Raw genomic sequence first — 15,823 nt, 5'->3', positions numbered from 1 at the left:
ATTCCTTTAGCTGATATGGAGGGCTGTTAGATGACAGCAGTATCGCATAAAGCCAGAGTTAATCAGAACCACTGGCCAGCGCAATTGACAAAGTGCGGACATCGGATTGATCGGTTTGCGGATCAGCACCCAGTTTGGCGGATTACCCGCGCCAAAAATAAAGATGGCAGCCGGGGTGCTGCCATCTTAGTTATGTGGCCGAAGCGGCCAAGAGCATAGGGGTTAAAACAGATGTTGGTGTAGGTAGTGGGCGACAGCATCATCTGCATTACTGCCGATCACGGTATTATTCGGGAGCGCATTGAACACTTTTTGATGCGCCGTGCTCATCACTAAGCCTTTGCCTGCCATCGACAGCATCTCGACATCATTCATGCCATCACCAAATGCGATGCAGTTGGTTAAGCTGAGTTGTAATGATTCGGCGACTGCTTGCAGAGCATCACCTTTGGACACGCCTGCACACATTACTTCTAAACACCAAGGGGTGGAAAATGCGACATTAATCTTATCGCCAAAGCGTTGATTAAGTAGTGTTTCATAATGCACTAGGTGTTCGTGATCCTGATTTTGGTGGGTAAAGAAAATCTTGGCGATGCCATCGGTTGGCGCTTGATTGACATCAAATAGCTGATAAGTAAAACCAGAATCTTCATGGAAGTCGCGCAGCACTTCATCTTCTTTATTGAGCAACCAGCCATCATTGCGATACAGGTGAACATACAATTGGTCATCTTGTTTGACTAGGTCGATGATGGCTTGCACTAACTCGTGTGGGACGTTTTTGCTGTACATCAACTGATCGTCTTGGTCATGCACTCGCGCCCCATTCGAGGTGATCATATACGCGGGGATCCCCGCAATCTCACGGATCCCCGCCACATCGACATGGTGGCGACCGGTGGCGAAAATAAAAGTAAACCCTTGATCATGCAGTTGCTTAAGCGTTTGTTTGGAAAATTCGCTCAGTTGATGATTGGGGGCGAGTAGGGTGCCGTCGAGATCCGACGCCACGATTTTATATGGATGTTGTGCTGCTAACGTGGTCATAAAACTCTCATGTTTCACTGTAGGTAGGGTGAATGTTCACCCTCGATTTGCTTAGTGTAGTGGAATTAAATCCGGAAAAAGAGGGTAAATCGTACATGCCGTTTTTCCTCAATTTTGGGATGGTGCGGTTGGGTCGGCAAAAAAGCGCAGCATGTGATCTAACGCCTGCTTACGATAACGATCTTGCTCAAACAGCAGCTCATGGCGTGCCCCTGCAATGCGGCATAGTCGGGCATGTGATTGGGTGCGTAAGAGTTTTTTGAATAGTCGATTTTGTGCTTGGTTAGACACAATTGCTTCTTCACCCGCTTGTAAGATCAGCAGTGGAATGTTGATTTGGCGAGTTAACTGCAAGCATTGTTTGCAGGCGATTAAACTTTGCCAAACCCAATGATAACTGGGGCCACCAAGTTGTAGCTCAGGGCGCTCTTGGTACAAATCGCGAAACCATTGATAGCGAATTTGGCTGTGGGTAAGTAGGTTGCTGGCAAATGGTTTTGCATAGTAAGGGCCATAGCCCGCCGCATAGCTCGGCTGTGTGGTTATTGTGGCCATGATTTGGCTGAAGATGAACGCAAATGGACGTAGATACCACGGCATCGCGATGCCAAACATTGGTGCGCTGAGTGCAACCGCATCAAACGGATGAGAGGGGTGAGTTTGAATATAGCGTGTGGCGACGGCTCCCCCCATCGAATGGCCGAACAATAAGCGCTGTGTATAGCGTTCGAGCTGGAACAACTCGACTAAGCCTTGTAAATCCGTCACATAATCTTCGAATTGCTCAACATAGCCGATCTGTCGATCGCTAGTCAGCCGTGGTGATAAACCTTGGCCTCGATGATCATAGGTATACACATCAAATCCTTGCTGAAATAAGTCATAGCACAGCTCTTGATATTTCGCGCTTGATTCGATGCGTCCATTAACCAGCACGATGGCTTTTTGGTGATTCGGATGCTGCAAACTGCACCAATAAATCGGTTTTTTATCAAAACTGTGATACGTGCCTTCAGTGCGAGTGCTCCACAGTTGAGCTATCTCAAGGTTGAGCGCTTGTTGCAGAGTAGACTCTTGCGTATAAGGGTAATAACGGTTCATAAGTGGATGATATGACTGTGCAGATTGGCGGTTTACCTGTCAGCTAGCATAAGTCAGGAATAAGGAATTGCAATGGATATCCATGTTTGGCTTGCTTATTTAGTTACCGCAACCGTGTTCAGTTTGGCTCCGGGTTCGGGCACGGTTAACTCAATCAGCAATGGTTTAAGTTATGGCACACGCCATTCATTGGGGGCGATTATCGGCCTCCAAATCGGTTTGATTTGCCACATCGTGTTGGTGGGCGTGGGGATTGGCGCACTGGTGGCTCAGTCAGCACTCGCGTTTAGTGTGATCAAATGGGTTGGGGTAGCGTATCTATTATGGCTTGGGGTGCAAAAATGGCGTGACCAAACAGCGTTAACAGCGGTCACTCAACAAGCGGAATTATCACAGTCGGCATTATTGCGTAAAGCGGTGTTGATTAATTTGACTAACCCTAAATCGATCGTATTTTTGGTGGCGTTATTTCCGCAATTTATTAATCCAGCCAGTCATGCGGCGCCACAATTTTTGATCCTCGGCATCACCACCATCATCATCGATACGATAGTGATGTTCAGCTATACCGCCTTAGCGGCTCAGCTCGGTCGTTATATCCGCTCACCTCGCGTTATGACCAGAATGAATAAACTATTTGGTTCGATGTTTATCGGCTGTGGGGTGTTGCTCGCTAGTGCTAAAGCTTAAATCGCGGTTATTGATTAAGCAGATCGGTTAAGGAAATTATGTACACCACTTATGTTGCTCGCCAGCCGATATTAAATGCCAAACAACACACGTTAGGCTACGAATTGCTGTTTCGTGATGGCGAAAATAACGCATTTCCTGACTATGTGGATGCGGATCGGGCAACCTATCGCTTGATTGTGGAAAACTTCTTATCGATCGGTACCAATCCGCAGATTGCCCGTTCACGTTGCTTTATCAACTTTCCCCATAAAAGCTTGCTACGCCGGTTACCACTCACTTTGCCGCGTGAGCAGATCGTGGTTGAAATCCTCGAAACTTGCCAGCCGACTGATGAGTTGTTGGTGGCCGTACAAGAGTTGCGTCAGCGTGGGTATTTGCTGGCATTAGATGATTTTGTCTATTCACCCGCTTGGGAGCGTTTCTTGCCTTATGTGCATATTGTCAAACTCGACATTATGGCGATGGGGCTTGATCAAGCGTGTGCTTTGGTGCGTGAGCGATTGGCGAATGGTAGTCGGCGGCGCTTTTTGGCCGAACGAGTGGAAACCGAAGCCGATTTTCACCAAGCACGCGATGCTGGGTTTACTTTTTTCCAAGGCTATTTTTTCAGTAAACCAGAGCTGATTGAGCAGCGTTACATCAGCCCTGAGCATGTGATCGCGATGCAACTGTTCCATGAAGTCTGTCAGCCTGAGGTCGATTATGAACGAGCGGAGCGATTGGTAGCTCAAGATATTGCGCTGTCCTATCAGTTGCTGCGTTTTGTCAATACGATGTCGGATCGGATTGCGGTCTCGATTACCTCGTTTCGCCAAGCTTTGGTCTATTTGGGTCAAGATCGATTGCGGATTTTCATCTCACTGGCGGTCGCTTCTTACATCTCATCGAAAAAGCCGCAACAACTCTATACGCTATCGTTGCAGAGAGCGCGATTTTGTCAGTTAATGACGACCTTACCCCTTTTTCAGACTTATCAACAGCAAGCTTTTTTGATCGGGATGTTTTCGGTGTTAGATGCGTTATTAGATACCAGTTTAGACCTGTTAGTTGAGCAGTTACCATTAGGTGATGAAGTGAAACAGGCGCTGCGTGACCGGAGCGGCTCTCTCGGAGCTTTGCTTAACCTTGGGCAATGTTTTGAACAGGGAGATTGGCAAGGTGTAGCGCAACACTGTCATCAATTGGGATTGGAGATTGAAGAGGTGCATCCGCGATTGATCGACGCCCAGCGTTGGAGTCAGGACATTAATCGTTTAGTTTAGATGGTTACTCGGCTGTGTTGGCGGTCAACCAGCCTGACGTTGAGGGCTGGATAATAAAGGCTAGTTGACCAGATCGCTTCACTGACTTGTCACCGCGGGTTACGTGTTGATGGGTGACCAATGATTGATTATTTTAGCCAAGCATTGAGCATCCACATTAACTTCTCTTGCTCGCGGATGTAATCACCCATCAAAGCGGCGGTTCCTTCATCACCACTTTCACTGGCCAATTCCAGAATATCGCGCTGTTGGTGCAGTAGCACACTGAAGCCATCCACCAATCCTTGCATGCTATTACGGCCATCGAGTGAATCGGTGTGCTCTTTAATTTGGGTTGCTTTAAGGTAGCCACTAAAGCTGTGCATTGGCCGAGCGCCTAAGGTCAAAATACGCTCTGCCACTTCATCAATCTTGAGTTGCAGATCGGTATAGATTTCCTCAAATTTGACATGTAGTTCAAAAAACTCTTTGCCTTGAATATTCCAGTGATAACCACGGGTATTCATATAAAAAACTTGATAATTTGCTAGCAAGTGGTTGAGGGTATTGGCCAGTTTTTGACTTTGGAGACTGTCGAGACCAATTAAATTGGTTGTCATAATTCCACCTCTCAGTGCGTTAAATTCTACTTTGATACACACAAGAATAGTGTAGTTTAGACAGGGATCAAATTGGGATTGGCTGATTTTTTTGATAGATATAAACTATCAATCCATGCCAATAGTATGGTTTATTGGCTAGTGAGTTCAGCGCTGTAGCGCAAAATGTAAAAAGCGTTGGCCTTGATAAGTCAGTATGCCTTTATCCCCTGGATTCAGTGCATGATAGTAGTGAATGCCAATTTGAAACTCGCGCTTTGGGCCAAACAGACCTTTTTGCACGTAAATCCAGCACTCCTGCTCCTCTTGACCGGGCAGTGGGTTGGCAACATCGATAATCTGCTTATCCAGAATAGTCACTTCTGCTGTACGCTGTGGCGCATTTTCACCTTGTAGGTGACGGCGGTAGAAGTGGCTGAACAACCAAAATGCAGCAATAATTAATAATACTAGATAGATCAATAGAGTGTAGGGCATGTCTGCCTCCTATCGGGGATACGCAGCCATTTTAGCGAATAGCATATTTTGCCAACTAATTTGTGCTGAGAAAGAGACGTTTGGCCGCTATTCACGGTGATTTTTCGGCTGACTTCACACTTTATGGATCATCGCAGCTAGGGTTCGTCGAGTGACTAGCGAGACAGCAAAACAAAGTGCGGGAGGGAATATGTCAGACATTGAGCAAGTGGTGCTACGCACGCGCAAACTCGAAACACTATTGCGCGAACAATATCATGCACAAGGCAAGGGGCTGCACCAGCTCGTCACCAGTTGCGAAGAGCGTTTACCTAATCATATGGTCAAAAAATTGCGCTATGTTGCCACGATTCGCAACAAAGTGATCCATGAAGATCACTATCAGCTAGAAGCACGCAATGCTTTTTTTAGTGCATGTCAGGAGTGTGAGAAGGAGTTAACGCCCAGAAGTGGAAAATTTGTGTGGCGGGTGGCAATCACCTTACTGACGTTGGTTACCCTTGGTGCGCTGTTGGTGTATTACTGGTACTGGCCTGAGCTTGCTCAACATTTCCATTAATGGCTAACCAGCAAAACAAAAAGGACGCATCAGCGTCCTTTTTGTTTATAAACATAAGCTTAGTACATCATGGGCAGTGTCATTAGGCCAATGATTACTGCGATCATAACGAGTCCCTGTTTTTGAGATGAAGAAATCATAACACTGCTCCTTTTTAGTTTAATCATTCTGGCGAAAAGAATAGATCATTTATTAGGCTTGATCAATAGATTGATTATGAGAGTTTAAAAAAACATAGTTGTTTTGCTGTTGTGATGGAATTTTGTCAGGGAAAGGTCATGGTTTTGTGCTGTTGTAATCATGAGCGATGTGTTGTTTTTTTGAATGGTTGTGTTTTTATCATGCTGTTTTTAAGGGTTTTTTATATTTTGCTTGGCTGGTTTAACTTTAAACTAACGTTAGTTATTGTCACTTGGGCTAGATTTGATAGTCGGTATCGAGTAATTAATAGTTTATCGCTGATGGTTGCTGGTTGTTGATATGAGTTATCATTTGCCTTTATTGGTTAGTGTTTTTCTTTGCTTATATTTATCTTAATGGCCACTAAGCCTCTTTGTAGTGTTGTCGTTCTATTTAATTGTACTTTTTATTGTAATGCTTTGAATTTAAATTGGTTTTATTATTTATCTGTGATGTTTGTTTGTGTGTTTATGGGTTTTATTGCCAATTTAACTCTTTTTTATTGTGCTTTGATGTTTGTATTTTCATTAGCTGTTATTTTGTTGGGTTTTCTGGTGGTTGCGTCGTGTGGTGATCAGTATGCAGAGAGAATGGCGATTTAGCGGGCATACAACGGCGCTTTTAACTACAACCGCATGTGCAGCGTGAGCATAAAAAAAGCCACCAAATTAATGTGGTGGCTTTGGGGAGATCATGAGCTTGTCAATTACATCATGTACTTACGACGAATATCCAGTAGCGCAAAGATACCGAAGATCACAATCGACCACTTGTCCCAGCGTGTTAATGGTAACTTATCGCCAAATGCGCCAATAAAAATCAGCATCTGTAAGCCATGCATCATCAGTAAAAATGCGGCCATAATATACAGTGCAATCGCAGCATTGCCTGGAAAAGGCATCGCGATATTGAGTAGTAACACTAGCCACACCAAGCCAATTGCGGTCTTTGCTAACCAGATTAATCCTTTCATTGTGCTTCCCTTATAAATAGCCGATAGCAGACTTGCCCAGCGATTTTTTCTCGATGCAAGCGCCACGATGTGGGTAATTCCGTCATCGGCAGCTCTTTTTCGCATTCAATATAAATCATCGCATCAGGACTCAGCCAACCGTTTTGCTCTAACAATTGAGTGGTTTGTTGCAGCAAACCTTGTCGAAATGGCGGGTCAATAAACACCAGCTCATACGGTTGTCCAGATTGTCGCAAAAAGGCTAAGCTATCCATGTGCATAAGCTCAATGTTTTGTGCTTTTAGGCTCTGCACATTACGGCTGAGCTGTTGAAAAGCGAGAGGGTTGAGCTCAAGCATGGTCACCAGTTCTGCTTGGCGTGAGGCGCACTCAAATCCTAAGCCACCAGAGCCAGCAAATAAGTCGAGGCAACGTGCGTTCGGTACGTGTTGAGCGAGCCAATTGAATAGTGTTTCTTTGACTCGGTCGGTAGTGGGGCGTAATCCTTCTGCATCATGCACCGGAAGTTTTCGACCACGCCATAGGCCGCTGATAATTCGAACTTGCCCGCTAGGGGCGTTTTTTTGTGATGGGTTTGGCTGGCGACGTCTTTGCATAGATTTTTTGACCGCTAATTAAGTGTTACTATAACCCACCTGTCCGCCATCCGGCGTGACAACCCGAGTTAACATAAAAAATTGGACAAAGTGTAGCAAGTGCAGCAAAAAGTTTTCACTGCTTTGTCATTTTTCTTTTCTGGCAGATGCCCATCGCCAAGAAAAGTGGGTATTCAAATAAAGTGATTCAGGACAGTTCCAGATGACGGAAAAAAAGAAGCGTGGTTTGTTGTCATGGCTTGGCTTTGGTGATGAAGAGCATAATCCAACCAGCGCAAGCGAAACACCAGCGCAAGATCAGCCCTCAACTCAAACAGACGTTGCCACGGTCGAGCTGGTTGCCGAAGCTGTGTTAACAGAAACAGAAACAGAAACAGAAACAGAAACAGAAACAGAAACAGAAACAGAAATAAATGAAACTGAGCTAACGCGGATTAGTGAGCAAGAAAAGCCAACCGAAAGTTTCTTTGCTCGTTTAAAGCGCAGCCTTAGCCGCACCAAAGCCAATATTGGCGCAGGTTTTTTTGGTTTGTTTAAAGGCAAAAAAATTGATGATGAGCTGTTTGAAGAGCTTGAAGAGCAGCTGCTGATCGCCGATGTTGGGATGGAAACCACCAGTAAAATTATTGCCAATTTGACCGCCAAAGCCTCTCGTCAGCAACTGCGTGATGGTGAAGCGCTGTATGGCTTACTCAAAGAAGAGATGGCGGAAATTTTAGCTCAAGTCGAGCAGCCGTTGGTGATTGCGGCGGATAAAAAACCGTACGTGATCTTAATGGTCGGAGTCAATGGCGTGGGTAAAACCACTACGATTGGTAAGCTGGCCAAGCAGTTCCAAGCTCAGGGACATAAAGTGATGTTGGCCGCCGGTGATACTTTCCGCGCCGCGGCAGTTGAGCAACTGCAAGTCTGGGGTGAGCGTAACCAAGTTCCGGTGATTGCTCAGCATACTGGTGCAGATAGTGCATCGGTTATTTATGATGCGATTGAAGCGGCCACCGCGCGTGGCATTGATGTGGTGATTGCCGATACTGCGGGTCGTTTGCAAAACAAGAGCCACTTAATGGAAGAACTGCGTAAAATTGTGCGGGTGATGAAAAAGATTGATGGTAGTGCGCCCCACGAAATTATGCTGACCTTGGATGCCGGGACCGGACAAAATGCCATCAGTCAGGCCAAGTTGTTTAGTGAAGTGGCACCGTTAACCGGGATCACCTTGACCAAACTTGATGGTACTGCCAAAGGTGGTGTGATTTTCGCGATTGCGGATCAATTCCAGATCCCGATCCGCTATATTGGGGTTGGTGAAAAAATTGACGATTTACGTCCATTTGCTACCCAAGAGTTTATCGACGCACTATTTAGTCGTGAAGAGTAACTGGTCACCACCAGTCACCAAATCTGAGCTGGCCAGTGTGCCAGCCTTGCCAAGGGGGAGAGGGCGTGATCAGGTTTCAGCAAGTCAGTAAAGCATACCGAGGTGGACGACAAGCGCTGCAGAAAGTGGATTTTCACTTACGGCGTGGGGAAATGGCTTTTTTAGGAGGCCATTCCGGTGCAGGGAAAAGCACATTGCTTAAACTGATCTGTGCCATTGAGCGTCCCACCGACGGCAAAATTAGCTTTAATGGGCACGATATTACGCGTATTCCTAGTAAAGATATTCCATTCTTGCGGCGTAATATCGGCATTGTATTTCAAGACCATCGCCTGTTGATGGACCGCACCTTATATGACAATGTCGCATTGCCGATGCGGATTGAATCGATCGCGGAAGATGAGATCAAACGGCGAGTTTGTGCTGCGCTCGATAAAACCGGCTTGCTGGATAAAGCGCGCTGTCTACCGAGCCAGCTTTCTGGTGGTGAGCAGCAGCGGGTGGGAATTGCTCGGGCGGTGGTCAATCGTCCGACTTTACTGTTGGCGGATGAGCCAACGGGTAATTTAGATCCTGAGTTGTCCAATTTGGTGCTGCGGCTATTTGAAGAGTTTAACCGTGCTGGGGTGACCATTTTATTGGCTACCCACGATATTCATCTGGTTAATTCGCGTCCGCAGTATCGTCATCTCGAACTCAATCAGGGTTTTTTAAGTGAGGTGGCGGATCATGGCCGTTAAACCGAGCAAGCAAAAAATGACCAAAACCCGTCAAAGTAAACCGCGCGCTCAACAGCGGAGCAAAAACGATAGCTTTATCACAATCCATTTAAAGCAAGCCAAGGCTTCGTTTGCCGCGTTATGGCGACGTCCGCTTGGTAATATTCTCACTCTAGCGGTGATTTCAATGGCGTTAGCCTTGCCTGCCAGTTTGTATCTGCTGAGTAAAAATATTGCTTCGGTTGCCGAACGAGTTGCCGTACCTTCCCAATTGAGTGTTTACTTACAAACCGAAATTCCGGAACCGCGAATCATCGTATTGAAAGATTCGCTAGAGCGGCGTGCTGAAGTCAGTCTGGTAGAATACATCTCACCTCAACAAGGCTTGGATGAGTTAAGCCAATATGCCGGATTTGAACAGGCGATCAGTTTGCTCGATAACACTGCGTTACCGGCCGTGTTAGTGGTGACACCACAAGTCGAGAGCCGTGACCAGTTGCAAACTCTGGCTCATAGCTTGCGAGCCGAAGAGGGGGTAACCGATGTGCGGATGGATGAGGATTGGTTTGCCCGCCTCGATGCGATTCGACACTTAGCGACCATAGTGGTGATCAGCTTGTCGAGTTTGATGCTGATGTCGGTATTTTTGATTGTTGGCAATACACTGCGTTTTAATGTGCAAGCCAATAAGGAAGAGATCCAAACCATGAAATTGATCGGCGCGACCGATAGCTATATTTTACGGCCTTATCTCTATTCTGGTATGTGGTTTGGACTGCTTGGTGCGGTGGTGGCATGGTTGCTGACCGCATTGATAACCGTGTTGCTCAATGGCGCAGTCGCCACTCTCGCTATGTTATATGACAGTCGATTTCGCTTAATTGGCCTCAGTTGGGATGAATCACTACTGCTGCTGATGCTTGGTGTATTGCTTGGCTGCGTGGCGGCTAAAGTTTCTGCGCAGCGCCATTTAAAAGAAATTGAACCGCTTTAGGTGATAATGGTCATAAAATAGCGGCCGATTAACCGCCACCACAGTGCTTGACTTGAGTTGTACTTTTGTTTATGCATAATGACCCGTCAAACTTGAAATTGATTAATTTTCGGTTCAAGCTTGCTCCGATAAAACCCTGTGTCCAGATCAGAGAATGATGAGGAATTGAATGACTAACCAAGCGTATCCAATGGCTCTTGTTACACAAGACAGCTTAGATAGCTACATCCGCTCCGTAAACGGTTATCCGATGCTGAGCGCAGATGAAGAGCGCGAGCTGGCTGAGCGATTACATTACAAAGGGGATATCGAGGCGGCGAAAGGATTGATCTTGTCGCACTTACGATTTGTTGTTCACGTTGCTCGTGGCTATTCCGGTTATGGTCTGCCGATTGCCGATTTAGTCCAAGAAGGCAATATTGGCTTGATGAAAGCAGTTAAGCGTTTCAACCCAGAAATGGGCGTGAGACTGGTTTCGTTCGCAGTACACTGGATTAAAGCGGAAATTCATGAATACGTGCTACGTAACTGGCGTATTGTCAAAGTCGCAACCACTAAAGCTCAGCGCAAATTGTTCTTCAATCTGCGTAAATCCAAAAAACGCCTCGGCTGGTTTAACGCAGGTGAAGTGGAAACCGTGGCTCGCGAATTAGGCGTTGAGCCTGCGGAAGTGCGTGAAATGGAATCGCGGCTGGCGGCGCAAGATGCAGCATTTGAAATGTCAGCGGAAGATGATGACAACGGCATGGCCTACACGGCGCCAGTGCTGTATCTCGAAGATAAACAGTCCGATCTGGCGGATAACCTAGAAGCGGAAAACTGGGAAGCGCATACCACCCAGCGCCTGAGTATGGCTTTAGCCAGTCTCGATGAGCGCAGCCAGCATATTGTGCGCGCCCGTTGGTTGGATGATGACAATAAAACCACGCTACAAGATTTAGCTGAACAGTATGGCGTGTCTGCCGAGCGGATCCGCCAGCTTGAAAAAAATGCGATGCGTAAGCTAAAAGAAGCGGTTGGTGAGTTCTGATCGCAACTTGGCTGAGTCGATCATCAAATATAAGAGGTCTGGTTAATCCCAGGCCTTTTTTATTACGGGTAGCGTTTGAAAACGGCAGTGATCAATTACCGATGATGGGAAAATAGGTCGATGATTTCATAATCAGTCATTTTGTTGCTTAGACAAGCCTATCAATCAGGTTATAGTATGCAGCAAATTATTTGACTTAGCCGAGAGCAGACTGGGTATGAAATCGCTGGGGATCCGAGCACAACAAAAAGAAAAAACACGCCGCTCTTTAATTGATGCCGCATTCAGTCAATTGAGCGCTGAGCGCAGTTTCTCGAACTTGAGTTTACGTGAAGTCGCCCGTGAAGCGGGTATTGCCCCAACCTCGTTTTATCGCCATTTTAAAGATATGGATGAGCTCGGTTTAACCATGGTGGATGAAGGTGGTTTACTGCTGCGTCAATTGATGCGCCAAGCACGGCAGCGGATCGTTAAAGAGGGCAGTGTGATCCGCACTTCAGTGGAAACCTTTATGGAATTCATCGAGAGCAGCCCTAACGTGTTTCGCCTACTGCTGCGTGAACGCTCTGGTACCTCCTGCGAGTTCCGCGCTGCGGTGGTGCGTGAAATTCAGCATTTTGCCGCTGAACTCACCGAATATTTGGTCACCACCGGAATGAGCCGCGAAGAAGCGATGACTCAAGCGGAAGCCTCGGTGACCTTGGTCTTTAGCTCGGGGGCCGAAGCTTTAGATTTAGAGCGCAGTGAGCGCGATGAACTCTCTGAGCGGTTGATTTTGCAACTGCGCATGTTGGCGAAAGGCGCACTCTGGTATCGTAAAGAGCGTGAGCGCAATCGCCTCAAAGGCACTCTAGAATAACGTCGAATCGCCCGCCATCCACTAGCCATCCAATTTTAAAAACTGCCTGACCCGTAACGAGTCTGGGTTGGTGAAAAATTTTTCTGGCGGGCTATTTTCGATCAAAATGCCTTTTTCTAAAAACACCACTTGGTCTGAAACTTGGCGTGCAAACGCCATTTCATGGGTGACGATCACCATAGTGTAGCCCTCTTTTGAAAGCTGCTGCATCACTGATAGCACCTCATCCACTAACTCTGGGTCAAGTGCTGATGTTGGTTCATCAAATAGCAGAACCTCAGGCTCCATGGCTAATGCACGCGCGATTGCGACGCGCTGTTTTTGCCCACCAGATAACATATTCGGATAGCTATCGAGTTTGTGCGCCATGCCGACTTTCTCTAGTTGGAAATGCGCCATCTTTTGCGCGTCCGCTTTTGAGCACTTTTTTACATGGATCAAGGCTTCCATCACATTCTGTTGCACCGTAAGGTGCGGCCACAGATTGAAGCTTTGGAACACCATTCCGATCCGTTGGCGTATTTTTGCCAGTTCTGGATATTTGCAGGGCTTATTGGTGTGTGGGTTAACGCCAATTCGCTGCTCACCAAGGTAGATAAAACCGCGCTCAGGTTGCTCCAACCAATTGATACAACGCAATAAAGTTGATTTTCCTGAGCCGGAAGAGCCGAGAATGCTCACCACTTGTCCTTGGTGGATATTTAGATTGATATCTCGCAGTACTTCTATGCCATCAAACTGTTTGGAAAGGTTGGCGATTTTGATGATCGGTTTTTGCTCTGGTCGTGTGGTGTCAGGCATTGATGCTTGAGGTGTGGATGGTTGATGGTTGGTCTCGACCACGTGCAATGCTGTGCTCTCTTTCACTGGTGTGAGCGAAATTTCCGGTCTGTTTATGTATGGTTTAAGCATGACTTAGCCCTCTTTGTTGCACCTTATTTAGTAGGCGTTGGGTGATTTGTTCAACCGCAATACTCACTATCCAATACAGGCCAATCGCGACAATAAATGCGTTAAGTGGAATGAAGTAGCTGGATTGCAGACTGTTTGCCGCAGCGGTTATTTCACTGACGGTAATGATGCTTAAAAACGCGGTATCTTTAAGACAGATGATCAGTTGATTGGCAATCAGAGGTAGAGATTTAAACAGGATATTCGGGGTGATTACGCGGGTGAAGATTTTAACTTTTGAGAAGCCACATGATGTGGCGGCTTCAATATAGCCCTCATCCAGATCTTTTCTTACTCCGCGAAAAATTTCACAGAAATAGGTGCTGTGGTAAAGACACAGCGCAATTAGTCCGGCGCTGATCGCGTCCATTCGAATCCCCAGTTCAGGTAGCCCGTAATAAAGCAAGTAGGCGAGAATAAGAAAGGGCAAGGTGCGCATAATATTAATGCTGGCTCTAATGCTATAACGTAGCCCATTACTTCCATTTTCCAGTAGGCTCAGTAGGGCGAGCCCGCTAACAAAGCTGATGATTGATGCGCTGACAAACAACATGACGCTGGTTAGGAATCCGTAATAAAAAATCTCGCGTTGTTCCCAAATGATCTGCCATTCACTCATAGATTGTTCTCCTAGGCGGTGAGGTGACTGGCTTGTTGCTCAGCCAAATGTTGGAGTTTTATCAGTAGGCCAATCAGGCACATATAAAGCACCGCAGCACACAGAATCGGAGCCAGCGGTTCATAGGTGACCGCCGCAATCCGATTGGTGACTCGGGTTAGGTCTACCACACCAATCACCGCAATCGCTGGGCTGCCTTTGATCAGAAAAGACATTTCATTCACCAATGCTGGTAGGCTTACGGTGATCATCTGTGGAAACATGATGCGACGGAAGTAGGTCAACCGAGACATACCAATCGCTTCTGCCGCTTCGCGTTGGCCATGGGAAAAGTTGAGAAATGCATTACGCCATATTTCGGCATTGAAGGCGGCGGTATTGAGCGTTAAACATAATATCGCAGAGAGATTTTTATCGAGGTTGAGGCCAAATGCGGGCAAAGATAAAAAGATGAATAGCGCGAGAGTGACCAGTGGTGTCGCTCGAGCCCAGCTCACGTAAATGCCGAGTAGAGGATCAATCAGCGCGATTTTTGAAATCCTGACCAGCGCAATGACCAGTCCAATCACCACGCCGAGTGCGATTGACACCAACGAGATCCAGGCGGTCGTCCAAGCACCTGCGAATAACTGCATCCATGCATAGTAATCCATAATATATGCCCTCCGAGTGTTTCCATTGGCAGCCTAGGCTTGCTCACTAAGGCACATAAGCAAGCCTTTTCAACTCAAGCGGTTAGCTTGGGTTGATGGCGGTCAGAGCGTGATATTGTTCAACCGAGGTGATGGGCTCCAGCGGAAGATCATCAAATGATTCGCCAAACCATTTCTGTTGTAGCTCAGCAAGCCGGCCGGTCTGTTTTAGGTGTTTAAAGAAATCGGTCAGATAAGCAAGCAGCTCAGGATTTTGCTTTGGAATTGGCCAACTGACAAAACCGGGACCGGAGACCGCTTCCCCTTTTTTGAAGACCTTGGCTTTACTTTTCACTACCTCGTTGACCGACACCACACTGTTGATAACATAATCGACTCGTCCATTGGCAAGATCCGCATAAGCCTCAGGATAAGATTGGTATTCGACCACTTTACCCAAGCTTTTTCCTTGCGCTTCAAGAATGGTTTTAAGTTCGGGTAGGCGCTCTAACAATGCACTTCCGGCTTGTAGTCCAACGGTTTTTCGATCGAGATCGGCGACGCTGGTGATGGAGTTATCTTTCGCTCGAGCCATAAAGTAGTGCTGCGCTGAGGCAATCGGTGGCGTAAAATCAAAAACTTGCAGGCGTGCATCGGTAACAATCGCCCCAGTCAGGGCGAGATCATATTGTCCTGCCGCCACCGAAGCGAGTAAGCCTGTCCACGGCAAAATATCTTGCTTGACCTCAAATTGGGCGTAGTGACGCAGCTCCTCGAGCAGATCTTGGTTGATACCGGTCGCTTTCCCTTGGGCAATGTAATTAAACGGCGAGTAGTTATCTTCGGTTGCGACTTTAAGCACGCCAGTTTTGATGATGTCAGGAAGATCGGCGCTGAGCGCACTGGCTGAGGTGCCGATGGCTAGCGCAATCACTGTGGTAGAAAACCATTTCTTAATACTCATTTTCTTAACACTCATTCCATGTTTCATATATCCATCCTTTTAACTCTGTTGAAGCAACTTGAATACTTGCACTGTAGAGATTGGTGTCGATGATGGGGTAGAGCCAATTTATTGATCGCGATGGGACAGTGCTGTTTTAAGCCGATGTTCTAATCTTGATGTTTTAAATAATACCTACTTTTTTTGT

General features: G+C 46.7%; 18 protein-coding genes. 8 read left to right on the top strand and 10 right to left on the bottom strand.

Annotated features, from left to right (window positions below):
- Positions 1–222 precede the first annotated feature (222 nt).
- On the bottom strand, positions 223–1,050 hold the full coding sequence (locus OOK74_RS10985; protein WP_274723318.1) for a Cof-type HAD-IIB family hydrolase: 828 nt from the start codon (positions 1,048–1,050) through the stop codon (positions 223–225).
- Between the two features lie 108 nt (positions 1,051–1,158).
- On the bottom strand, positions 1,159–2,151 hold the full coding sequence (locus OOK74_RS10980) for an alpha/beta fold hydrolase (protein WP_278182798.1): 993 nt from the start codon (positions 2,149–2,151) through the stop codon (positions 1,159–1,161).
- A gap of 72 nt (positions 2,152–2,223) precedes the next feature.
- Between OOK74_RS10980 and rhtB the strand changes: the two genes are divergently transcribed.
- Positions 2,224–2,841, top strand: a complete 618-nt coding sequence (gene rhtB / locus OOK74_RS10975; RefSeq protein WP_166014072.1) for a homoserine/homoserine lactone efflux protein — start codon at positions 2,224–2,226, stop codon at positions 2,839–2,841.
- A gap of 38 nt (positions 2,842–2,879) precedes the next feature.
- On the top strand, positions 2,880–4,106 hold the full coding sequence (locus OOK74_RS10970) for an EAL and HDOD domain-containing protein (protein ID WP_274723316.1): 1,227 nt from the start codon (positions 2,880–2,882) through the stop codon (positions 4,104–4,106).
- Positions 4,107–4,234: 128 nt separating this feature from the next.
- Here OOK74_RS10970 and OOK74_RS10965 read toward each other — a convergent pair whose 3' ends face one another.
- Together OOK74_RS10965 and OOK74_RS10960 are read right to left on the bottom strand one after the other, a co-directional pair.
- Positions 4,235–4,705: a Dps family protein gene (locus tag OOK74_RS10965; RefSeq protein WP_278182797.1), complete on the bottom strand. Its 471-nt coding sequence runs from the start codon at positions 4,703–4,705 to the stop codon at positions 4,235–4,237.
- A gap of 147 nt (positions 4,706–4,852) precedes the next feature.
- Complete coding sequence (locus tag OOK74_RS10960; protein WP_274723314.1) at positions 4,853–5,182, bottom strand: DUF2500 domain-containing protein; 330 nt, start codon at positions 5,180–5,182, stop codon at positions 4,853–4,855.
- Between the two features lie 190 nt (positions 5,183–5,372).
- Here OOK74_RS10960 and OOK74_RS10955 point away from each other — a divergent pair, with 190 nt between their 5' ends.
- The gene (locus tag OOK74_RS10955) at positions 5,373–5,741 is read left to right on the top strand and encodes a DUF4145 domain-containing protein (protein ID WP_274723313.1); all 369 of its coding nucleotides are present in this window, start codon (positions 5,373–5,375) and stop codon (positions 5,739–5,741) included.
- Between the two features lie 886 nt (positions 5,742–6,627).
- On the opposite strand, the gene OOK74_RS10950 is transcribed toward OOK74_RS10955, so the two are convergent.
- Positions 6,628–6,894 carry a DUF1145 domain-containing protein gene (locus tag OOK74_RS10950; protein ID WP_274723312.1) on the bottom strand — a complete coding sequence of 89 codons (267 nt, stop codon included), beginning with the start codon at positions 6,892–6,894 and terminating at the stop codon, positions 6,628–6,630.
- Positions 6,891–7,490 carry a 16S rRNA (guanine(966)-N(2))-methyltransferase RsmD gene (gene rsmD, locus OOK74_RS10945; RefSeq protein ID WP_274723311.1) on the bottom strand — a complete coding sequence of 200 codons (600 nt, stop codon included), beginning with the start codon at positions 7,488–7,490 and terminating at the stop codon, positions 6,891–6,893. Before rsmD ends, OOK74_RS10950 begins: the two co-directional genes overlap by 4 nt.
- Before the next feature lie 202 nt (positions 7,491–7,692).
- On the opposite strand from rsmD, the gene ftsY reads away from it, so the two are divergent.
- From ftsY to fabR, 5 genes are all read left to right on the top strand, one after another.
- On the top strand, positions 7,693–8,868 hold the full coding sequence (gene ftsY / locus OOK74_RS10940) for a signal recognition particle-docking protein FtsY (RefSeq protein ID WP_278182796.1): 1,176 nt from the start codon (positions 7,693–7,695) through the stop codon (positions 8,866–8,868).
- A gap of 65 nt (positions 8,869–8,933) precedes the next feature.
- Positions 8,934–9,608 (top strand): cell division ATP-binding protein FtsE, encoded by a 675-nt coding sequence (gene ftsE / locus OOK74_RS10935; RefSeq protein ID WP_274723309.1) that lies wholly within the window; start codon positions 8,934–8,936, stop codon positions 9,606–9,608.
- On the top strand, positions 9,598–10,581 hold the full coding sequence (ftsX, locus tag OOK74_RS10930) for a permease-like cell division protein FtsX (RefSeq protein WP_278182795.1): 984 nt from the start codon (positions 9,598–9,600) through the stop codon (positions 10,579–10,581). The genes ftsE and ftsX overlap by 11 nt, the downstream gene beginning before the upstream one ends.
- A gap of 169 nt (positions 10,582–10,750) precedes the next feature.
- Positions 10,751–11,611, top strand: a complete 861-nt coding sequence (rpoH, locus tag OOK74_RS10925) for an RNA polymerase sigma factor RpoH (protein WP_274723307.1) — start codon at positions 10,751–10,753, stop codon at positions 11,609–11,611.
- A gap of 217 nt (positions 11,612–11,828) precedes the next feature.
- Entirely contained in the window at positions 11,829–12,470 is a 642-nt protein-coding gene (fabR, locus tag OOK74_RS10920; protein ID WP_274723306.1) for an HTH-type transcriptional repressor FabR, read from the top strand.
- A 21-nt stretch (positions 12,471–12,491) separates the two neighbouring features.
- Here the strand turns inward: fabR and OOK74_RS10915 are convergent, their stop codons facing one another.
- From OOK74_RS10915 to OOK74_RS10900, 4 genes are all read right to left on the bottom strand, one after another.
- Positions 12,492–13,271, bottom strand: coding sequence for an amino acid ABC transporter ATP-binding protein (locus tag OOK74_RS10915; RefSeq protein ID WP_274723362.1), 780 nt, complete (start codon positions 13,269–13,271; stop codon positions 12,492–12,494).
- A gap of 103 nt (positions 13,272–13,374) precedes the next feature.
- Positions 13,375–14,040 (bottom strand): amino acid ABC transporter permease, encoded by a 666-nt coding sequence (locus tag OOK74_RS10910; RefSeq protein ID WP_274723305.1) that lies wholly within the window; start codon positions 14,038–14,040, stop codon positions 13,375–13,377.
- A gap of 11 nt (positions 14,041–14,051) precedes the next feature.
- Positions 14,052–14,693 carry an amino acid ABC transporter permease gene (locus OOK74_RS10905; RefSeq protein ID WP_274723304.1) on the bottom strand — a complete coding sequence of 214 codons (642 nt, stop codon included), beginning with the start codon at positions 14,691–14,693 and terminating at the stop codon, positions 14,052–14,054.
- Between the two features lie 82 nt (positions 14,694–14,775).
- On the bottom strand, positions 14,776–15,663 hold the full coding sequence (locus tag OOK74_RS10900) for a transporter substrate-binding domain-containing protein (protein ID WP_430741950.1): 888 nt from the start codon (positions 15,661–15,663) through the stop codon (positions 14,776–14,778).
- Between the last annotated feature and the right edge of the window lie 160 nt (positions 15,664–15,823).

It is taken from the genome of Vibrio misgurnus (assembly GCF_029635775.1).
In the GTDB taxonomy this organism is placed as follows: Bacteria; Pseudomonadota; Gammaproteobacteria; order Enterobacterales; family Vibrionaceae; genus Vibrio; species Vibrio chanodichtyis.
The sequence above is the reverse complement of the archived record's forward strand: the minus strand, read 5'-3'. Positions and strand labels throughout refer to the sequence as shown.

Bases quoted from the DNA above. Each gene is read 5' to 3' on its own strand.
- rsmD (WP_274723311.1), bottom strand. From the start codon at position 7,490: ATGCAAAGACGTCGCCAGCCAAACCCATCACAAAAAAACGCCCCTAGC.
- OOK74_RS10910 (WP_274723305.1), bottom strand. From the start codon at position 14,040: ATGAGTGAATGGCAGATCATTTGGGAACAACGCGAGATTTTTTATTAC.
- ftsY (WP_278182796.1), top strand. From the start codon at position 7,693: ATGACGGAAAAAAAGAAGCGTGGTTTGTTGTCATGGCTTGGCTTTGGT.
- OOK74_RS10900 (WP_430741950.1), bottom strand. From the start codon at position 15,663: ATGAAACATGGAATGAGTGTTAAGAAAATGAGTATTAAGAAATGGTTT.
- OOK74_RS10980 (WP_278182798.1), bottom strand. From the start codon at position 2,151: ATGAACCGTTATTACCCTTATACGCAAGAGTCTACTCTGCAACAAGCG.
- OOK74_RS10970 (WP_274723316.1), top strand. From the start codon at position 2,880: ATGTACACCACTTATGTTGCTCGCCAGCCGATATTAAATGCCAAACAA.
- OOK74_RS10950 (WP_274723312.1), bottom strand. From the start codon at position 6,894: ATGAAAGGATTAATCTGGTTAGCAAAGACCGCAATTGGCTTGGTGTGG.
- OOK74_RS10965 (WP_278182797.1), bottom strand. From the start codon at position 4,705: ATGACAACCAATTTAATTGGTCTCGACAGTCTCCAAAGTCAAAAACTG.
- rhtB (WP_166014072.1), top strand. From the start codon at position 2,224: ATGGATATCCATGTTTGGCTTGCTTATTTAGTTACCGCAACCGTGTTC.
- OOK74_RS10915 (WP_274723362.1), bottom strand. From the start codon at position 13,271: ATGCCTGACACCACACGACCAGAGCAAAAACCGATCATCAAAATCGCC.
- fabR (WP_274723306.1), top strand. From the start codon at position 11,829: ATGAAATCGCTGGGGATCCGAGCACAACAAAAAGAAAAAACACGCCGC.
- ftsX (WP_278182795.1), top strand. From the start codon at position 9,598: ATGGCCGTTAAACCGAGCAAGCAAAAAATGACCAAAACCCGTCAAAGT.
- OOK74_RS10955 (WP_274723313.1), top strand. From the start codon at position 5,373: ATGTCAGACATTGAGCAAGTGGTGCTACGCACGCGCAAACTCGAAACA.
- rpoH (WP_274723307.1), top strand. From the start codon at position 10,751: ATGACTAACCAAGCGTATCCAATGGCTCTTGTTACACAAGACAGCTTA.
- OOK74_RS10960 (WP_274723314.1), bottom strand. From the start codon at position 5,182: ATGCCCTACACTCTATTGATCTATCTAGTATTATTAATTATTGCTGCA.
- OOK74_RS10985 (WP_274723318.1), bottom strand. From the start codon at position 1,050: ATGACCACGTTAGCAGCACAACATCCATATAAAATCGTGGCGTCGGAT.
- OOK74_RS10905 (WP_274723304.1), bottom strand. From the start codon at position 14,693: ATGGATTACTATGCATGGATGCAGTTATTCGCAGGTGCTTGGACGACC.